The sequence below is a fragment of the Marinobacter sp. M3C genome (genome assembly GCF_023311895.1).
Classification (GTDB): domain Bacteria; phylum Pseudomonadota; class Gammaproteobacteria; order Pseudomonadales; family Oleiphilaceae; genus Marinobacter.
The window spans coordinates 1,771,276-1,788,770 of sequence record NZ_CP092284.1; the positions used below are offsets into that span (position 1 = coordinate 1,771,276).

Sequence of the window (17,495 nt, forward strand, 5' to 3'; positions counted from 1 at the left end):
TCTTTTTTGAAATTTGATGGTTCAAAACAGTTGCTGTTGTGCTCACCTGATGGCTCAAAAATGGCCGGTAAACCAGGCTTTCATTCGCTCAAACATTGTGGGAGCACTCCCTCCCTTAATTACCGGTGCCCGCCCCAGGTCAATCTGGCGGAAACCGTGTATCAACAAGCCAACGCCGGTGGCGTAAATCGGGTTGTTGACCACTTCCGTCATACCCGACACGGCCTGCGGACAGGCCAGCCTGATCGGCATGTGAAAAATCTCCTCTGCCAGCTCAACCACACCCTCCATGGTGGACGCGCCTCCTGTAATCACAATGCCGGCCGGAATCATGTCTTCAAATCCTGAGCGTCGCAGCTCCGACTGCACCAGCATGAACAGTTCTTCGTAGCGGGGTTCAACCACTTCGGCCAAAGCCTGACGTGACAAATCCCGCGGAGCACGGTCGCCAACGCTGGGCACTTTGATGGTTTCATCCGCACCCGCCAGCTGGGTCAGCGCGCAAGCGTATTTGATTTTGATTTCTTCGGCGTTCTGGGTTGGCGTACGCAATGCCATGGCGATGTCGTTGGTGACCTGATCACCGGCGATCGGAATCACAGCGGTGTGGCGAATAGCGCCACCGGTAAACACGGCGATGTCGGTGGTACCGCCGCCCATATCCACCACGCATACGCCCAACTCTTTTTCATCTTCAGTGAGAATGGCGTGACTGGAAGCCAGCTGCTCAAGAATGATGTCGTCGACTTCAAGGCCACAGCGACGAATGCATTTTTCAATATTCTGGGCAGCGTTCACCGCGCAGGTCACCAAGTGCACCTTGGCTTCCAGGCGCACGCCCGACATGCCCAACGGCTCTTTAATACCTTCCTGGTTATCAATCACGAATTCCTGCGGCAGTATGTGCAGAATTTTCTGATCGGCCGGAATGGCCACGGCCTGGGCTGCGTCAATGACCCGATCGATATCCGCCTGGGTCACCTCGCGATCACGAATGGCCACAATACCGTGAGAGTTCAGGCTCTTGATGTGGCTACCGGCAATGCCTGCGTACACAGAATGAATGCGACAACCGGCCATCAGTTCGGCTTCTTCCACCGCGCGCTGAATAGCCTGAACCGTAACTTCAATATTGACGACGACACCGCGCTTCAGCCCTTTTGAGGGGTTAGAGCCGACGCCCACCACCTCAATAGATCCGTCCATTTTGCGCTTGCCGACAATGGCCACCACTTTTGAGGTGCCAATATCCAGGCCGACAATCATGTTTTCCGTTTCAACCGATGACATGTGTTCCACCAAACCCTAGGTCTGAATAAACCGTTGTTATGTTTTCGGAGTTGAGGCAGCCGTAACCGCCTTCCACTGCACCGCAACACCATTGGTGTAGCGCGCATCCACCCGACTGACTTCATCTGCCCGGGATGCCAGCCGGGCCTGATACACGGTCATAAACCGCTCAAAACGCTGCTCGACCTGATCACGGCCCAGCACAACATCTATGCCGTTACTCAGGCGCAAGGTCCACGCCCCGCGCTGCTCCAGATTCAGGCCACTGAAGCCAAGGCCATGGGCAACCAGCTGATCACTTAACGCGCGTGCCATAGCGATCACATCCCGCACCCGCTCGTCAGGGCCGGACAGCAGCGGCAGCGCGCCGGCCACTTGCGGGTTAGGTGGGCTGAACAGCTCGCCCGTGCGGCTAACCAAACGACCGTCACTCCAGTAGGCCAGCGGCTTTTTCTCGCGGATGTTGACCGTTAGACGGTCTGGCCATTCGCGTTTCACGGCCGCCGATTCAACCCACGGGCGCTGCTCCAGGCTGGCCTTGATCTCTTCCAGGTCGGTGGCGAAATAGCTGCCTCCAATCCAGGCCCCAAGGTGGCGTTCGAGGCCCACCTGGTTTTCGCCGACCAGCGTGCCATTCACGTCAATGGCCAGAATCTGCTGATCCATCGCCGCCAGTACTTTACTGGCGCCCCAGGGCACCAATGCTGCCGTCAGGATCACCACAATACCCAAACCAAACTGCAACCAAGGCACGACACCAAATACCGCTTTTAACACTGCGAACCGGTCATGCTGCGGGCCAAGGGTTGTTGCCCCCCGGCGTTGCGGCGGTTCGGACGGCAGTGTCCGAGTCCGGATCAGCAGGTTATCAAGCATGGCTTGGCGCTCCTTCTTGTTCTGCGCCGTTTTGCTCCAGAGTGTCGGCGAGAATGCGCACCACAAGTTCCTCAAAACTAATGCCCGCTGCCCGTGCAGACATTGGCACCAAGCTGTGGTCGGTCATTCCCGGCACGGTATTCACCTCCAGCAACCAGAACTTACCGTCAGCATCTTGCATAATGTCGACCCGGCCCCAGGTGCGGCAGCCCACAACCCGGAAGGCTTCCAGCGCTAACTGCTGAAGACGCAGTTCTTCGTCTGCCGATAGCCCACAGGGAATGCAGTAGCGGGTGTCGTCGGCCAGATACTTGGCGTCGTAATCGTAAAACACGTGATCGGTGCTCAGGCCGATGGCCGGTAGCGCGCGGTCTTGCAACACACTGACGGTAAATTCCGGGCCTTCAATCCACTCTTCCACCAACACCGAGGTATCTAGCGCCGCGGCCGCCTGCCATGCCTGCACTAACTCGCCGGCACTGGTGACTTTACAGATGCCAATACTGGATCCTTCACGCGACGGCTTCACGCTCAGCGGCATGCGCAACTCAGCTGCGATGCGGGTGGCGTCTTCCGCAGACGCCATGGTGCGGAACTTGGGCGTGGCCAAACTGCAACCGGCAAACACGTATTTGGTGCGCAGCTTGTCCATGGCCAGGGCCGACGCCATCACGTCACTGCCAGTAAACGGAATACCGGCTTGGGACAGAATCGCCTGCAGCGTCCCGTCTTCACCGCCGCGACCGTGCAGCGCAATAAATACCCGGTCAAACTCTGGCTGTTCCACGGTTTTCAACAGACAACCCTGCACGTCTACGCCAAAGGCATTTACACCCGCTGACAGCAGCGCCGAAAGCACTGCCTGTCCGCTTTTCAGCGACACATCGCGCTCCGCGGAATCACCACCCATAAACACGGCCACCCGGCCAAAGGCCTGCAGCATGGCGGGCTCGGCCAGAAACGGCTGTATTTGGTGCAGTATTGGATAGTGCTGCAATGGATAGTGCTGCTGGTCACTCACCGCTTATCTCCTGTTGGCACTGCGCCTGTTTGCACCGCGCCTGTTTCTACCACGCCCGTTGTTGCCAGGCGGGCTGCCACCGCCCCGATATCACCGGCGCCTTGAGTTATCAACAAGTCACCATCGCGCAACACGCTGGCCAACAGGCTTTCGATGTCTTTATTGTGCTCGACAAACACCGGTTCTACTTTGCCTCGCTGGCGCAGGCTGCGGCACAGGGCACGGCCGTCACATCCGGGGATTGCTGCTTCGCCGGCGGAGTAAACGTCCATCAGCAGCAAACCATCCACCGTAGACAGCACTTTGACAAAATCCTCGTAAAGGTCGCGGGTGCGGCTGAACCGGTGCGGCTGGTACAGCATAACCACGCGTCGGCCGGGCCAAGCATCACGAGCGGCGCGAATGACCGCGGCGACTTCGGTGGGGTGGTGGCCATAATCGTCAACCAGGGTTATGGAACCCTTGGCGATCGGATAGTCGCCGTACACCTGAAAGCGCCGGCCAACACCGGCGAAACCCGCCAAACCACGGCCGATTGAGGCGTCATCAACACCGTCATCGGTGGCCACGGCAATCACCGCCAGAGCGTTGAGCACGTTGTGGCGGCCCGGCATTTTCAGCTCTACCGGCAAATCGGCCCGCGGCCCCGGGCGCTTTACCAGAAAGCGCGTGCGCAGGCCGTCAGACACAATATTCTCGGCGCGGTAGTCGGCCTCCGGATTATCAATACCGTAAGTAATAATGGTGCGCGAGATACGCGGCAATATTTCACGCACGTAGGGATCGTCTATGCACATCACGGCCACGCCGTAAAACGGTAAGTTGTGAAGGAAATCAACAAAAGTCTGCTTCAGCTTTTCCACATCGCCACCGTAGGTGTCCATGTGGTCGGCTTCAATGTTGGTGACCACGGAAATCAGCGGTGTCAGGTGCAGAAACGACGCGTCGCTCTCGTCGGCTTCCGCGATCAAGTAGCGCGACCCGCCCAGCTTGGCATTAGTGCCGGCGCTGTTCAGCTTGCCACCAATCACAAAGGTCGGGTCCAGGCCCGCCTCAGCAAACACCGAAGCAATCAAGCTGGTGGTGGTGGTTTTGCCGTGGGTTCCGGCAACCGCAATGCCGTGGCGATAACGCATGATTTCCGCCAGCATTTCCGCTCGCGGCACTATAGGAATGCGATTGCTGCGCGCAGCAACCACTTCCGGGTTGTTGGCGGCCACCGCTGAAGACACCACGACCACATCGGCTTTTTCAGTATTTTCAGCACGATGGCCAATCTGTACATCAATACCCATGGCCGTCAGGCGCTGGGTGACGGCTCCGTGGCGCAAGTCAGAGCCGGACACGTTATAGCCCTGATTCTTTAGTACCTCGGCAATACCGCTCATGCCGGCGCCGCCAATACCGACAAAGTGAATATGGCGGATGCGGCGCATTTCCGGTACCTGATATACCAGTGGCAGTGTGTTGGCATCAGCCATTGGCGGCCTCCAGACAATAGTTCACGACTCTCTCCGTTGCATCGATGCGGGCTAGCTTGCGAGCTGCCTGCGACATTATTAATACCCGCTCGCGATCATTTGCCAGATCGCCCAGAGTGTCTGCCAGCAGCGCGGGGGTCAGGCGCGGCTGGGGTATAAGCAAGGCCGCACCGGCGCTAACCATCTGTTCGCCGTTGCGTGTTTGATGATCATCCACCGCGTGGGGGAAAGGCACCAGAATGGCGGCGCAACCGGCGGCACAAAGTTCCGACACGGTTAACGCACCCGCGCGGCATAACACCAGATCGGCCCAGGCAAAAGCCGCAGCCATATCGGTAATGAATGGCTCCACGCTGGCTTCAACGCCTGCTGCCTGATAGGCATCGCGAGCGGCCTCGGCGTGGTTTTCACCACACTGGTGGCGCACTTGTGGGCGGCACTCGCCCGCCATTTGTGCCAGCGCCTGGGGCACCTGCTGGTTGAACACCTGTGCGCCCAGACTGCCACCAACGACAAGTAACCGCAGTGGGCCTGTGCGCCCCACCAGACGTTCTTTTGGCGCTGCCAGCGCGGCAAAATCCGTGCGCACGGGATTGCCGGTGCAGCGGGTGACCGTTTTTGTATCAAAACTACCGGGGAATGCTTCCAATACGGTGTCGGCAAAGCGCACCAGCAGTCTATTGGTCATACCGGCAACGGCGTTCTGTTCGTGAATAACCAAGGGTGTGCCGGTCAATCTGGCCGCTAATCCACCGGGGCCGGTCACAAAACCCCCCATGCCAACCACGCAGTGCGGGCGAATACGCCGCATAATGGTGTACGCTTCGCCCAGGGCACGCATCAGTTTGAACGGTGCTTTTATCAGTGCCAGCTTGCCCTTGCCGCGTAAACCAGAAATATGGATCAACGACATTTCAATATCGGTATCGGCAACCAGCCGCTGTTCCATGCCGCCAACGGCACCCAGCCAAAACACCTGATGGCCACGGGCCTGCAAGGCGCGGGCGGTAGCCAGCGCCGGGAACACATGACCACCAGTGCCACCGGCCATCATCAAAAAACGCCTGGGTTCAGTCATAAGCAGCCCCTCCCCGGTGTTTTTTGCCGGCAGGCTCGGCGGCCGCCGTTGCTGCATCCAAGCGCTCCATCTCTATGCGTGCCAATATGCCCAGGCACACGCAGGTCATCATCAAACTGGAACCGCCGTAACTGACCAACGGCAACGTTAGCCCCTTGGTAGGCAGCAAACCGGTGGCTACTGCCATATTAATGGCCGCCTGCAGGCCAATCAGCAGGCTGATGCCATAGGCGAAACAGGCGGCAAATGGCTGCTTGGCCAGCTCTGCGCGGCGGGCAATCACAAAACCGCTGATCACCAGAATGGTAAACAGCGCCACCACTAACAAAGCCCCAATCAGGCCGAATTCTTCGGCAATAATGGCGAAAATAAAGTCGGTATGGGCCTCGGGCAGAAAGAACAGCTTTTGAATAGAATTGCCCAGACCGACGCCGGCCCATTCGCCACGGCCGAACGCAATCAGCGACTGGGTCAGCTGATAGCCGCTGTTAAACTGGTCTTGCCAAGGGTCCAGATAGCTCACCACGCGTTTCATTCGATAAGGCTCGGCAACTATTGCCAGGGCACCCAGTGCAGCCAGCGCCACTACCAGGGGTGCAAAGCGCATAAGGCTGACACCGCTAAGGAAAATCATGCCGGCGGCTGCGCCCACCAGCACCACGGTGGCGCCAAAGTCCGGCTGCACCATCAGCAAACCAGAGGCCACGCCCATTACCGCCAGCGGCTTGATAAAACCGGGCCAGGTATTCAACAACTCGTCGCGGCGACGCACCACGTAGCTGGCCAGATAGCCCACCAGGCAAAGCTTGGCGATTTCGGACACCTGAACGTTGAAAATGCCAAACGGAATCCAGCGAGTAGAGCCGTTTACCGTGCGCCCTAGCGGCGTTAGCACCAACACCAAAACCAACAACCCCACGCCCAGCAGCAGCCAGCCGCTAGTCTGCCACCAAGAAACCGGCACATTAACCGCGATCAGAGCCAGCACGCAGCCGAGCGCCACAAACACAAGCTGGCGAAATATAAAGTGGTAACTATTACCAAAGGTCGCACTAGCAATGTCCATAGACGCAGACGAAATCATCACCAGCCCCAACACCATCAACGCCGCGGCGCTAACAATCAGCAATGGCAAGGGCTGCAGCGCTGAATGACGATTGCCGTATACGGGCAATACCGATTGGGCCTGAATCATAGCGCCTCCACCAGCGTGCGGAAGCACTCACCGCGATCGATATAATCACGGAACATATCCAGACTGGCGCAGGCCGGCGACAACAACACCCTGTCACCCGGTTGCGCCAGCCGCGCGGCGCTCGCCACCGCGTCGGCCAAGCTGTCTTCAATGTGGGTTGCAGTGCCCTGCGCCAGAACGTTTTGCAGCTGCGCCGCATCCCGGCCAATCAGCACCACCGCACGGCAGTGTAGACGCGCAGGTTCTGCCAGTGGGCTGAAATCGGCGCCTTTTCCATCGCCGCCAGCAATTAGCACAATCTTGCCCGCCGCCGGTGCCAGACTGTCGAGCGCGGCAACTGTAGCGCCCACGTTGGTGCCTTTTGAGTCGTTGATGTACTCAACGCCGTTGACCACGCGAAGTGATTCGCAACGGTGGGGCAAACCGTGAAATGCGCGCGCGGTCGTCAGCATGCTATCCATCGGCAAACCGGCCGCTTTGCCCAGACCAAGCGCCGCCATCACGTTGCTGAGGTTATGGCGGCCGATCAGTCCAAGTTCGTCGGCGCGAATCAGGTTATCCAGCCCCCAGGTTACCCAGGGGTGGCCACTGACACTGTCGTCACGGGTGCTAAAGGTCTCCGGATTGACACGGTTCATGCCAAAGCAGATAAAGCGCAGCGTATTCCGCGCCATAGGTGTACTAAGGGCGTCATCCAGATTCACAATGGCGTACTGGCAGCCGCGGAATATCCGCTGTTTGGCTTGGTAATAGGCCATTTTGTCTGGGTAACGGTCCATATGGTCGTCGCTGACATTGAGCACCGTGGCCGCCAGCGCATTCAGTTCGTCCGTGGTCTCCAGTTGAAAACTGGACAGCTCCAACACGTATAAACGTGCACCGGTATTCAACAAATCCAGCGCCGGAGTGCCAATATTGCCACCCACTGCAACCTGGTAGCCGGCATCACGAGCCATGTCAGCGACCAGCGTGGTCACCGTGGTTTTGCCATTGGAGCCGGTGATAGCGATAATCGGCGCATCGGCGGCTTCTGCAAACAGGTCAATATCACCGCGAATACGCGCGCCACTGGCGGCTGCAGCAGCGATAGCGGGCTCGGCCACACTGACACCCGGGCTTACAATCAGTTCACTGAAAGCGCTGAAAAAGTCGCTGTCAAACGCACCCAGATGCACTTCGACGTCAGGCCAACCGGTTTGCAGCTCAGCAAGGCCCAGTGGCGCCTTACGGGTGTCAGCCACGGCCAGCTTGCGGCCTTGTGCTGCCAGATAGCGCACGCAGGAAAGCCCGGTTTTACCCAGCCCTACGATTAACGTGCGACGATCCGATACAATGACACCCATATTCGGCAACACTCCTTATCTCAGCTTCAAGCTGGCCAAACCAATCAACACCAGAACCACGGTAATAACCCAAAAACGCACGATAACCCGCGGTTCGGGCCAGCCCTTCAATTCGAAATGGTGATGCAGCGGCGCCATGCGGAAAATTCGCCGCCCGGTCAGGCGGAACGACGCCACCTGCAAAATCACTGATACGGTTTCCATCACAAACACGCCGCCCATGATGAACAGCACAATTTCCTGGCGCACAATCACCGCCACTATGCCAAGAGCTGCGCCCAGAGCAAGAGCACCGACATCGCCCATAAACACCTGAGCGGGATAGGTGTTGAACCACAAAAATCCCAGACCGGCGCCGACAATGGCGCCGCAAAACACAATCAGTTCGCCGCTGCCAGGTAAGCGAGGAATTAGCAGGTAATTGGCAAACTGGACGTGGCCCGACAGGTAGGCAAATATGCCAAGCGCAGCAGCTACCATCACCGTGGGCATAATCGCCAGGCCGTCTAGACCGTCGGTGAGGTTGACTGCGTTACTGGTGCCAACAATCACGAAATAGGTCAGCAGAATAAACAGCACTGGCCCCATGGTGAGCGACACCTGTTTGAAAAACGGCAGATACAGCGAGGTTTCCTGGGGCAAAGACGCTGTCATAAACAACGTGATAGCGGCACCGGCACCCACCACCGACTGCCAGAAATACTTCCACCGGGCCGGCAGGCCACGAGGGTTGCGCTCAACCACCTTGCGGTAATCATCTACCCAGCCGATAGCGCCAAATAACAGAGTGACCAGAAGGGTAATCCACACGTAGCGGTTGCTTAAGTCTGCCCACAACAAGGTACTGACGGCGATGGCCACCAGAATGAGCGCGCCACCCATCGTGGGCGTACCGGCTTTGCTCAGATGGGTTTGCGGGCCGTCGTCGCGCACCGCCTGGCCAATTTGGTATTGCGCCAGCTTGCGAATCATCACCGGGCCCACCAGCAATGAAATCAACAGCGCCGTGAGCGTGCCCAGAATGCCGCGCAAAGTAAGGTACTGAAACACCGTCAGCGATGTGAAGTACTGTGAGAGTATCTCTGTTAACCAGAGCAGCATGTGTTATTCACCTTATTTTTTATTCCCTCCGCCACAATCTCCATGGCGGAACTGCGAGAACCTTTCACCAGCACGGTGGCCGGTACCTGTGTGTTTTTTAAAACGGCATTAATCGCCTGGTCGTGACTGGTGCAGATTTCCACCGTGGCACCAAACCCCCGGGCGTAGCCCTCACAGCCCGGGCCTACCGCCAGCAACCGCTCAATGCCAAGATCACGGGCGTATTGCGCGACTTCCTGGTGCAGCTGGGCAGCCTGCTCGCCCAGTTCAGCCATGGCGCCCAGCACCGCAATGCGCGGTGACGGGCGTTTTGCCAGCACCGCCAGCGCGGCTTTGATCGACTCCGGATTGGCGTTGTAACTGTCATCAATGAGGGTCCAACCCTGCGCCAGTGGTCGTATGTGCAAGCGACCTTTCACCGCTAACACCTGCTCCAGCCCGGCTTTAATATGTTCATTGGTGGCGCCCAACTCCCGCGCTGCAGCTGCCGCCATAGCGGCGTTACTGAGATTGTGCTCACCTTCAAGACCAAGCCGTAGGTCGCAAAGCCAACCATCTGGCCCGCTGATCTGCAGCTGGCCGCCAGCCCCGGCTGTCGCCCTATAATCAGCTCCGGCATGGCCTACGCGACTTACGCTTGCCACACGGCGACGGCCGGCACGCGCCAGCCACTGATCAAACGCCGGATCGTCCCGATTAAGCACAACCAGGCCGTCATCGGCCACGCCGTCGATAATTTCGCCCTTGGCAAGCACGATGTTTTGGTAGCTGCCAAAACCTTCAAGATGGGCTTGGCCCGCGTTGGTCAGAATCACCACCTGCGGTTTCACCATGGCCACCGTATAAGCAATTTCATCAAGGCCACTGGCGCCCAGCTCGATCGCACCAAAGCGGTGCTGAGAAGCCAGGCCAAACAGGGTCAGCGGCACACCAATGTGATTGTTCAGATTGCCTTGGGTAATCAAAGCCGGGCCCATCTGCTGCAAAATGGCCCCGGTCATTTCGCGAACCGTGGTTTTGCCGCTGCTGCCGGTAATGGCAACCAGAACCGCGTTGCTGGTTTCACGGTGCGCCGTTGCCAGTTGGCCCAGCGCGATCAAGGTGTCGCTGACCAGCAACTGGGGCAGGCCCACAGTGGCATCAATACGATCCACAACGGCGGCGCTTGCGCCCTGCTCCTGTGCTTGCTGCAAAAACCGGTGGCCGTCAAAATTCTCACCGCGCAGCGCCACGAACAACTGCCCTGGCAGCAAGCTGCGGGTGTCGGTGTTGACCGCGTTAAACGTTAAATTGTCCGGCCCGTCAAAATGACAGTCAGGCTGCAACCACTGCACGGCTTCCGCTAGCGAAAAGGCGCGCATCATGCCACTTCCTCCCGCTGCTTTAGTGCATGGGTTACCTGCTCGCTGTCACTGAAGGGATGCTTGCAACCGGCGATATCCTGATAGTCTTCGTGGCCTTTGCCAGCCACCAGTACCAGATCGTTCGGGCCGGCCAGAGCAAGGGCGGTGGCGATGGCCTGGGCACGACTGTGAATCAGTTGAATCTTTTCTGGAGCTATAAATCCGGCCATGATATCGGCTGTGATAGCGGATGGATTTTCGGTACGCGGGTTATCGTCAGTGACAATCACCAGATCAGCGCCGTTTTCAGCCTGTTGCGCCATTTCGGGCCGTTTGCCACTGTCACGGTCGCCGCCACAGCCGAAAACGCAAATCAGCCGCCCGCTTACGTGAGGGCGCAACGCCGCCAACGCGTTGTGCAAAGCATCAGGGGTGTGGGCATAGTCCACCACCGCCCGGGCACCGTCGCCGGCGGTAAACACCTGCAAGCGTCCGGCGGGTGGCACTAGCCGGCGAACGCCTTGCTGCACTTGGGTTACATCAACCCCCAACGCCATCACTGTGGCAACCGCAGCCAGTACATTGCTGGCGTTAAAGCGGCCCATCAGTGGCGCCTCGATGGTGAATTCGCCCCACCGGCCATCCAGCACGGCGCGAAAGCCGTTGTCCAAAACGCAGAATTCTTTTAGCGATAACTCCACTTGCGGCTCATGCAGGCTGAAGCGGAGGCGGTCACACTTGCCTTCAAGCTGGTGGTATAGCGTACGACCAAATGGGTCGTCGACATTAATCACCACAAAGCGCAACTCTTCACGGGTGAAAAGCTTGGCCTTGGCTTCACCATAGGCGGCCATGGAACCGTGGTAATCAAGATGATCCCGGGTCAAATTGGTAAACACCGCGGCCGTTAGAGTAAGACGATCAATACGGCCCTGATCCAACGCATGGGAAGACACCTCCATCGCCGCAGCACGGCCGCCGCTGGCTAAAATACCTGCCAGTACCCGATTGGCTTGCACCACGTCGGGGGTTGTGTGCGTCGCCGGCTGCAAAGCCTCGGGCATGCCGTTACCTAACGTGCCCATTAAGCCACAGGGCGTACCCGCCGCTTGAAGTAGCTGTGCAATATACTGGGTTACCGAGGTTTTACCGTTGGTACCCGTTACGCCAATCAGCTGCAGGCGCTGTGACGGGTATTCAAAGAAACGGTCTGCAAGCTTACCCAGCCGGGCTTTTAATTCGGGCACCAGCACGATCAAGGCGCCACTACGCTCGCTGCACTCACCAGCCTGTTCAGATTCCAGCAAAACCACCGATGCGCCAGCGCGAATAGCGTCGTCTATATACTGTTCGGGCCCTGTATGGGCGCCCGCCAGCGCTACAAACGCATCACCGGTCCGCACTTTACGGCTGTCAGTTTGCAAGCCATGGATGGTCACATCGAATACCGACGGCACCACAACTACGCCTTGCAACAGTGTATTTAACGACGTTATCTGCATGGTCAGCCCCTCTCCCCGCTGGCGGATGAAGGTGCTGACGGCCGCGGCGCACCGCTGTGCACTATGTCCAACTCCGGTTTGACATTGAGCAACCGCAAGGCGTCGCTCATCACCCGCGCAAACACCGGCGCGGCCACCTCACCACCGTAATACCCGCCAGACTGGGGCGCATCCACCCCCACGATAGTGACAATTTGCGGGTTATCAATGGGCGCCATGCCAGCAAATATGGCTTTGTACTGGCCCTCTTCGTAACCTTGGGCACCCACCAGGTGAACGGTGCCGGTTTTACCTCCGGCAGAATAGAACCCCGGTTGCGCGCGCTTGCCGGTACCGCGAGTGACAACGTCACTGAGCATGCTGCGAATCTGTGCTGTTACCTGCTCTGACACCACACGCTCGCCGGTCGGCGCATGATTCAGCTTCAACAAGCTCAACGGATAGCGCACGCCACCGTTGGCAATGACCATATAAGCTTGGGCCAACTGCAGCGCATTTACGCTAAGCCCGTAACCGTAAGACAGCGTGGCCTCTGCCGCCGGGCGCCATTTAACGGGCGATGGTAGAACCCCGATAGCTTCACCCGGAAAGCCAATGCCCGTCGGCTGACCCAGGCCGACCCGGGCGTAAAAATCGCGAATCACTTGGCCGCCAATCTCGGTGGCAATCTTGCTCATGCCTACGTTGCTGGACTTCACAACGATATCCGTCAGACTCAAAACCCCATAGTTGCCACTGTCACGAATGGTAAAACGGCCAAAACGGCGAAAACCCGGGGACGTATCAATCTGGCTGCCGATCGTGTATAGACCAGTTTCCAGCGCCGCGGCCATAGCCAGGGGCTTCATCGCAGAACCCGGTTCAAACAGATCGGTAATGGCTTTGTTGCGAAGATTTTCCGCCGCCAGTTGGCTGCGGTCATTAGGGTTATAGGAACCCTGGTTCACCATCGCCAGCACTTCGCCACTGTTCGCATCCAGCATCACCAGGGTGCCACCGCGGGCATTGTGTGCGCTAACGACCGCTTTCAATTCGCGGTAAGCCAAATACTGCAGTCGCAGATCGAGGCTTAATGTCAGTTCGCCACCCGGACGGGCATCACGAATCAGCGTCAAATCTTTAATCAGCCGACCACGGTTGTCTTTCAACACCCGCTTACGCCCGGACTCTCCGGACAAAACCCGGTTGTAAGCCAGCTCAATACCTTCCTGACCCTTCTCGTCTATGTTGGTAAAGCCAACAACGTGCGCAGTGACTTCTCCAGCAGGGTAGTAGCGCCGATATTCCTGGCGGGAGTAAACTCCGCCGATACCCAGAGCCATGGCGTTACGCGCCAGTTCAGGCTGGATTTTTCGGCGAAGGTAAATAAATTCCCGAGCGGCATAGTCAGTCAATCGCTGACGCAGAGTCGCTTCGTCAAGCTGAAGCAAGCGAGCAAGAGTGGCGATGCGCGGATCTTTTGCGTCCATCTCCGATGGATTCATCCAAAGCGTCTGTACCGGCGTACTAACTGCCAGTGGCTCGCCGTAACGATCGGTAATAACGCCACGATGGGCGTCTATACTTTCTACGCGAATGGTCCGAGCATCGCCCTGCTGGCGCAAAAATTCGTTGTCGATAACGTGCAAATCCACCAAGCGCACGGAAATAGCACCGATCACAAATATAAATACGCCCAACACAAAGCCATAGCGCCAGTTAGCGGCGATGCGCTGACTCCATGTAGCTGTGGCTTGCGGATCGGACACGTTAGCGATTCCTGCTCGAGATTTTTTTCATTATCAAGTGGCCTAATGACACGCTTTGGCAGATGCGTGAAATTCAATAGGATTGTTTTGCTGGCACCAGAAGTGGCACCAAAACAATGTCCTGGCGCCCGGGCACAACCATACCGAAACGCGTGGACGCCAAGCTTTCAACACGCCCGTAAGCGCTCAACGCACTTTGCTCTACCAGTAACTGACTCCACTCTCTCTGGAAACCGTCACGTTCTTCATGCAGTTGTGACAGCCCATTGAACAGAACACGATTTTTATGGGCACTCACCACCACACCAATGGCAGAAGCCAGCAACATAGTCACCAGCACCAGCGAGACCAAAACGTTGCTTTGCCGTGTTGCAACGAACACTTGGCCGGAAATGCGCAGCGCAGATGCTACGCCACTCCTTACCACCTTGGTGTTCAAGCGGCGGGTTTGCACCCGCTCTTCAATAGCCACAGCGCCCATCAGATATTCTCCTGTGCAATGTCTGCGCGACGTTCCAACACCCGCATTACCGCGCTGCGGGCTCTTACGTTATCGCTCACCTCATCAGGCGCCGCCTTGCTGGCTTTACCAATAAGGCGATACGCCGATGACTCTTCCGCTGCGGTGACCGGAATACCCTTTGGCATCTGCGGACCGCGCGCCAGATCACGCATAAAACGCTTCACCAACCGGTCTTCCAACGAGTGAAAACTGATCACTACCAAACGGCCACCAGGGGCCAGTTTTTCGGCAGCGGCCTTCAATCCCAGCTCCAGATCCTCCAGTTCGCGGTTGATAAAAATGCGAATAGCCTGGAATGTCCGGGTTGCCGGGTGTTTGTGTTTTTCCTTTTTTGGCACCGCCTTAGCTGCCAGTTCTGCTAACTCCAGAGTAGTGGTGATCGGCGCTTCCGCTCGACGTTCCACGATCAGCCGGGCAATACGGCGGGAGAATCGTTCTTCACCGTATTTAAAAATAACGTCAGCAATCACTTTTTCATCAGCGCTGGCCAGCCACTCTGCGGCACTGGGCGATTGCTGAGGATTCATTCGCATGTCCAGTGGGCCCTGGCGCATAAAACTAAAACCACGAGAGGCGTCGTCCAGCTGTGGCGAAGACACACCTAAATCCATCAGTACGCCTTCAACCTGAGGCCAATGCGTCTGTTCCAGCGCCTGACTCAGGTCAGCAAACGAGCCATGAAAAGCATTAAAACGTGAATCTGCCGCCGCCAGAGCACGAGCTTCATCGATGGCCTGCGGGTCTTTATCGATACCCAGTAGCGCGCCATTTTCAGCCAGGCGTTCAAGAATCATGCGGCTGTGGCCGCCACGGCCAAACGTAGCGTCAACGTAGCGGCCGCCGCTATCGGTCAGCAATAAATCTACCGCTGAGTCCAGCAATACCGAGCGATGCGAGAACGAACCCGCAGCGCCATTCGTCGACGTCAGCGTCACAGCGACAAGCCCTTCATAGCATCGGTCATCTCTTCGGCGTCAGGAGGTGTGTCCAGCAAATGGTTCCAGCTTTCCTCGCTCCACAGTTCCAGCTTTTTACCCTGGCCTATTAACATCAGTTTTTTCTCCAGCCGGGCGTATTGTCTGAGCGTGGGTGGAATCAAAATCCTACCTGCCGAATCCAGTTCCATCTGAGCGGCATTACCCAGTACCAGGCGTTGCAGGCGTAATGCTGCTCTACTCATGTTGGGAAGGGCTTCAATGGCGGGACGCAATTCATCCCACGCAGATTGCGGATACAGCCGCAAACAACGGTCGGCGTCTGCAACCGTTAATATAAAACGGCCGCCACAGACCTGAATGAGCTCCTCGCGCACTTTGGCAGGGATCGCCAAGCGACCCTTAACGTCCATATTGATCGCATGACTGCCAAAAAAGTTACTCATTAGCCCTGTCTCTGGGGTTTGAATCCACTATAAACCACTAAAAACCACTTTTTCCCACTTGTGCTTACTATAGAAACACGCACTCGACAATGCAAGCATCGACTATGAGAGCTAATATAAAAAATTTGCTTTTAAAACAATGAGTTACAAACAGAGTTGAAGGGGAACTGCTAAATTAAACTTAAGAAAATAAACAAAATCAAATACCTGCAATGAACACCGCAGACTGTCGTTGAGGTGTAAGATCTTTTGGCTATTACTCGCCGAGAGGCGATTAAACGGGGATTAAAAGAGGGGCGAAAAAATCGAGCTCGCCGGTAAGCCGGGTTCTGTCGTGGACAGTCATTCATCTAGGGCCTGCGTCACCACAGGCCTCAAGCAACCTACCCGAGTCCAGCGCGGGCCACGCCAACGGACTCCTATTTGGTCTTGCTCCAGGTGGGGTTTACCATGCCGTGAACTGTTGCCAGCCACGCGGTGCGCTCTTACCGCACCCTTTCACCCTTACCGGCCATCGGACGAATCCGCTGGCTTAGGCGGTCTACTCTCTGCTGCACTTTCCGTCGGCTCACGCCGCCCAGGCGTTACCTGGCACCTTGCCCTATGGAGCCCGGACTTTCCTCCCCCGATAAAACGGCGGCGACTGTCTGGCGAGCTCGGCGCTGACAATAGCGCGGCGCCGCAGCCCATGCAAGCAAAAGCGCAGCGCTCAGCCACCACTTTTAAGATGCAAGGCGCGCTGGTAAAGCTCGTTCTTCTTGCGGCCGGTAATCTCCGCCACCATTTTCGCCGCAGTCTTAACTGGCAATTCGGTCAACAAAATCGTTAATAGGCGATCGGTGTCCAGCGTTGTCTGCTCACTATCCGGCTCTGGAGCTGCGCCGTGAATCATCACCACAAACTCACCGCGACTGCCGTGGGGGTCCTGCTGCAATTCGGCCAGCACCTGCTCGGCTGTGCCGTTATAAAAGGTTTCAAACGCCTTGGTCAGCTCCCGCCCCAGCACCAGCTCCCGGCCTGCGCCCATTACCGTAATGACATCAGCAATTGTATCTGTGATGCGATGGGGTGACTCATATAGAACCAGAGTTGACGTTTCGGCCTGCAGCGATTCCAGCACCGAACGACGGCCGGAACCTTTGGCCGGCAAAAAGCCAATAAACTGAAAACGATCGGTGGGCAGGCCACTGGCGCTCAAAGCTGCTACCAGAGCACAAGCACCGGGTATGGGGCTAACCTGAAAGCCTTGGACTCGGGCTTCGCGCACCAAAATAAAACCGGGATCTGAAATCAATGGCGTTCCGGCATCGGAAATCAAAGCTACACTACGGCCGGCCCCTAGCTCAGCGAGTATCCGACTGTGTTGGTCGCGCTCGTTGTGATCGTGTAGCGCCATCATTGGCTTGTGCAAGCCCAAGTGCTGCAGCAAGCGCCCGCTGTGGCGCGTATCTTCAGCGGCAATCAGGTCTACCGTTGCCAGGGTTTTTACCGCACGCGTCGATAAGTCGTCCAGATTACCAATGGGCGTTGCGACAATATAGAGCACCCCGGCGCTAGTGGCTTGAGCTTTGTCTGCGTGCTTTGTAACCATCGTGTTAACCGCCTTGCCCGCA

The 17,495-nt window shown here is 57.3% G+C and carries 15 protein-coding genes and 1 other RNA gene; all 16 read right to left on the reverse strand.

Annotated features, from left to right (window positions below):
• Positions 1-54 precede the first annotated feature (54 nt).
• Entirely contained in the window at positions 55-1,290 is a 1,236-nt protein-coding gene (gene ftsA, locus MIH18_RS08200) for a cell division protein FtsA (protein WP_249007719.1), read from the reverse strand.
• 36 nt (positions 1,291-1,326) lie between these two features.
• On the reverse strand, positions 1,327-2,166 hold the full coding sequence (locus MIH18_RS08205; RefSeq protein WP_249007718.1) for a cell division protein FtsQ/DivIB: 840 nt from the start codon (positions 2,164-2,166) through the stop codon (positions 1,327-1,329).
• Complete coding sequence (locus MIH18_RS08210) at positions 2,159-3,109, reverse strand: D-alanine--D-alanine ligase (RefSeq protein WP_249008940.1); 951 nt, start codon at positions 3,107-3,109, stop codon at positions 2,159-2,161. The genes MIH18_RS08205 and MIH18_RS08210 overlap by 8 nt, the downstream gene beginning before the upstream one ends.
• A 74-nt stretch (positions 3,110-3,183) precedes the next feature.
• On the reverse strand, positions 3,184-4,668 hold the full coding sequence (gene murC, locus MIH18_RS08215) for a UDP-N-acetylmuramate--L-alanine ligase (RefSeq protein ID WP_249007717.1): 1,485 nt from the start codon (positions 4,666-4,668) through the stop codon (positions 3,184-3,186).
• Entirely contained in the window at positions 4,661-5,746 is a 1,086-nt protein-coding gene (murG, locus tag MIH18_RS08220) for an undecaprenyldiphospho-muramoylpentapeptide beta-N-acetylglucosaminyltransferase (RefSeq protein ID WP_249007716.1), read from the reverse strand. The genes murC and murG overlap by 8 nt, the downstream gene beginning before the upstream one ends.
• Complete coding sequence (ftsW, locus tag MIH18_RS08225) at positions 5,739-6,941, reverse strand: putative lipid II flippase FtsW (RefSeq protein ID WP_249007715.1); 1,203 nt, start codon at positions 6,939-6,941, stop codon at positions 5,739-5,741. Before ftsW ends, murG begins: the two co-directional genes overlap by 8 nt.
• A complete protein-coding gene (gene murD / locus MIH18_RS08230; protein ID WP_249007714.1) occupies positions 6,938-8,284 on the reverse strand; it encodes a UDP-N-acetylmuramoyl-L-alanine--D-glutamate ligase in 1,347 nt (448 codons plus the stop codon). The genes ftsW and murD overlap by 4 nt, the downstream gene beginning before the upstream one ends.
• 15 nt (positions 8,285-8,299) lie before the next feature.
• A complete protein-coding gene (mraY, locus tag MIH18_RS08235) occupies positions 8,300-9,385 on the reverse strand; it encodes a phospho-N-acetylmuramoyl-pentapeptide-transferase (RefSeq protein WP_249007713.1) in 1,086 nt (361 codons plus the stop codon).
• Positions 9,370-10,749, reverse strand: coding sequence for a UDP-N-acetylmuramoyl-tripeptide--D-alanyl-D-alanine ligase (gene murF / locus MIH18_RS08240; protein ID WP_249007712.1), 1,380 nt, complete (start codon positions 10,747-10,749; stop codon positions 9,370-9,372). The genes mraY and murF overlap by 16 nt, the downstream gene beginning before the upstream one ends.
• Positions 10,746-12,230: a UDP-N-acetylmuramoyl-L-alanyl-D-glutamate--2,6-diaminopimelate ligase gene (locus MIH18_RS08245; protein WP_249007711.1), complete on the reverse strand. Its 1,485-nt coding sequence runs from the start codon at positions 12,228-12,230 to the stop codon at positions 10,746-10,748. Before MIH18_RS08245 ends, murF begins: the two co-directional genes overlap by 4 nt.
• Positions 12,231-12,232: 2 nt before the next feature.
• Complete coding sequence (locus MIH18_RS08250; protein WP_249007710.1) at positions 12,233-13,978, reverse strand: penicillin-binding protein 2; 1,746 nt, start codon at positions 13,976-13,978, stop codon at positions 12,233-12,235.
• A gap of 73 nt (positions 13,979-14,051) precedes the next feature.
• Positions 14,052-14,459, reverse strand: coding sequence for a cell division protein FtsL (gene ftsL, locus MIH18_RS08255; RefSeq protein WP_249007709.1), 408 nt, complete (start codon positions 14,457-14,459; stop codon positions 14,052-14,054).
• Positions 14,459-15,436, reverse strand: coding sequence for a 16S rRNA (cytosine(1402)-N(4))-methyltransferase RsmH (gene rsmH, locus MIH18_RS08260; protein WP_249007708.1), 978 nt, complete (start codon positions 15,434-15,436; stop codon positions 14,459-14,461). The genes ftsL and rsmH overlap by 1 nt, the downstream gene beginning before the upstream one ends.
• A complete protein-coding gene (gene mraZ / locus MIH18_RS08265) occupies positions 15,433-15,882 on the reverse strand; it encodes a division/cell wall cluster transcriptional repressor MraZ (RefSeq protein ID WP_249007707.1) in 450 nt (149 codons plus the stop codon). The genes rsmH and mraZ overlap by 4 nt, the downstream gene beginning before the upstream one ends.
• 302 nt (positions 15,883-16,184) lie before the next feature.
• Positions 16,185-16,541: RNase P RNA component class A (gene rnpB, locus MIH18_RS08270), an RNA gene on the reverse strand.
• A gap of 50 nt (positions 16,542-16,591) precedes the next feature.
• Positions 16,592-17,473 (reverse strand): 16S rRNA (cytidine(1402)-2'-O)-methyltransferase, encoded by an 882-nt coding sequence (gene rsmI / locus MIH18_RS08275; protein ID WP_249014291.1) that lies wholly within the window; start codon positions 17,471-17,473, stop codon positions 16,592-16,594.
• Positions 17,474-17,495: the final 22 nt, after the last annotated feature.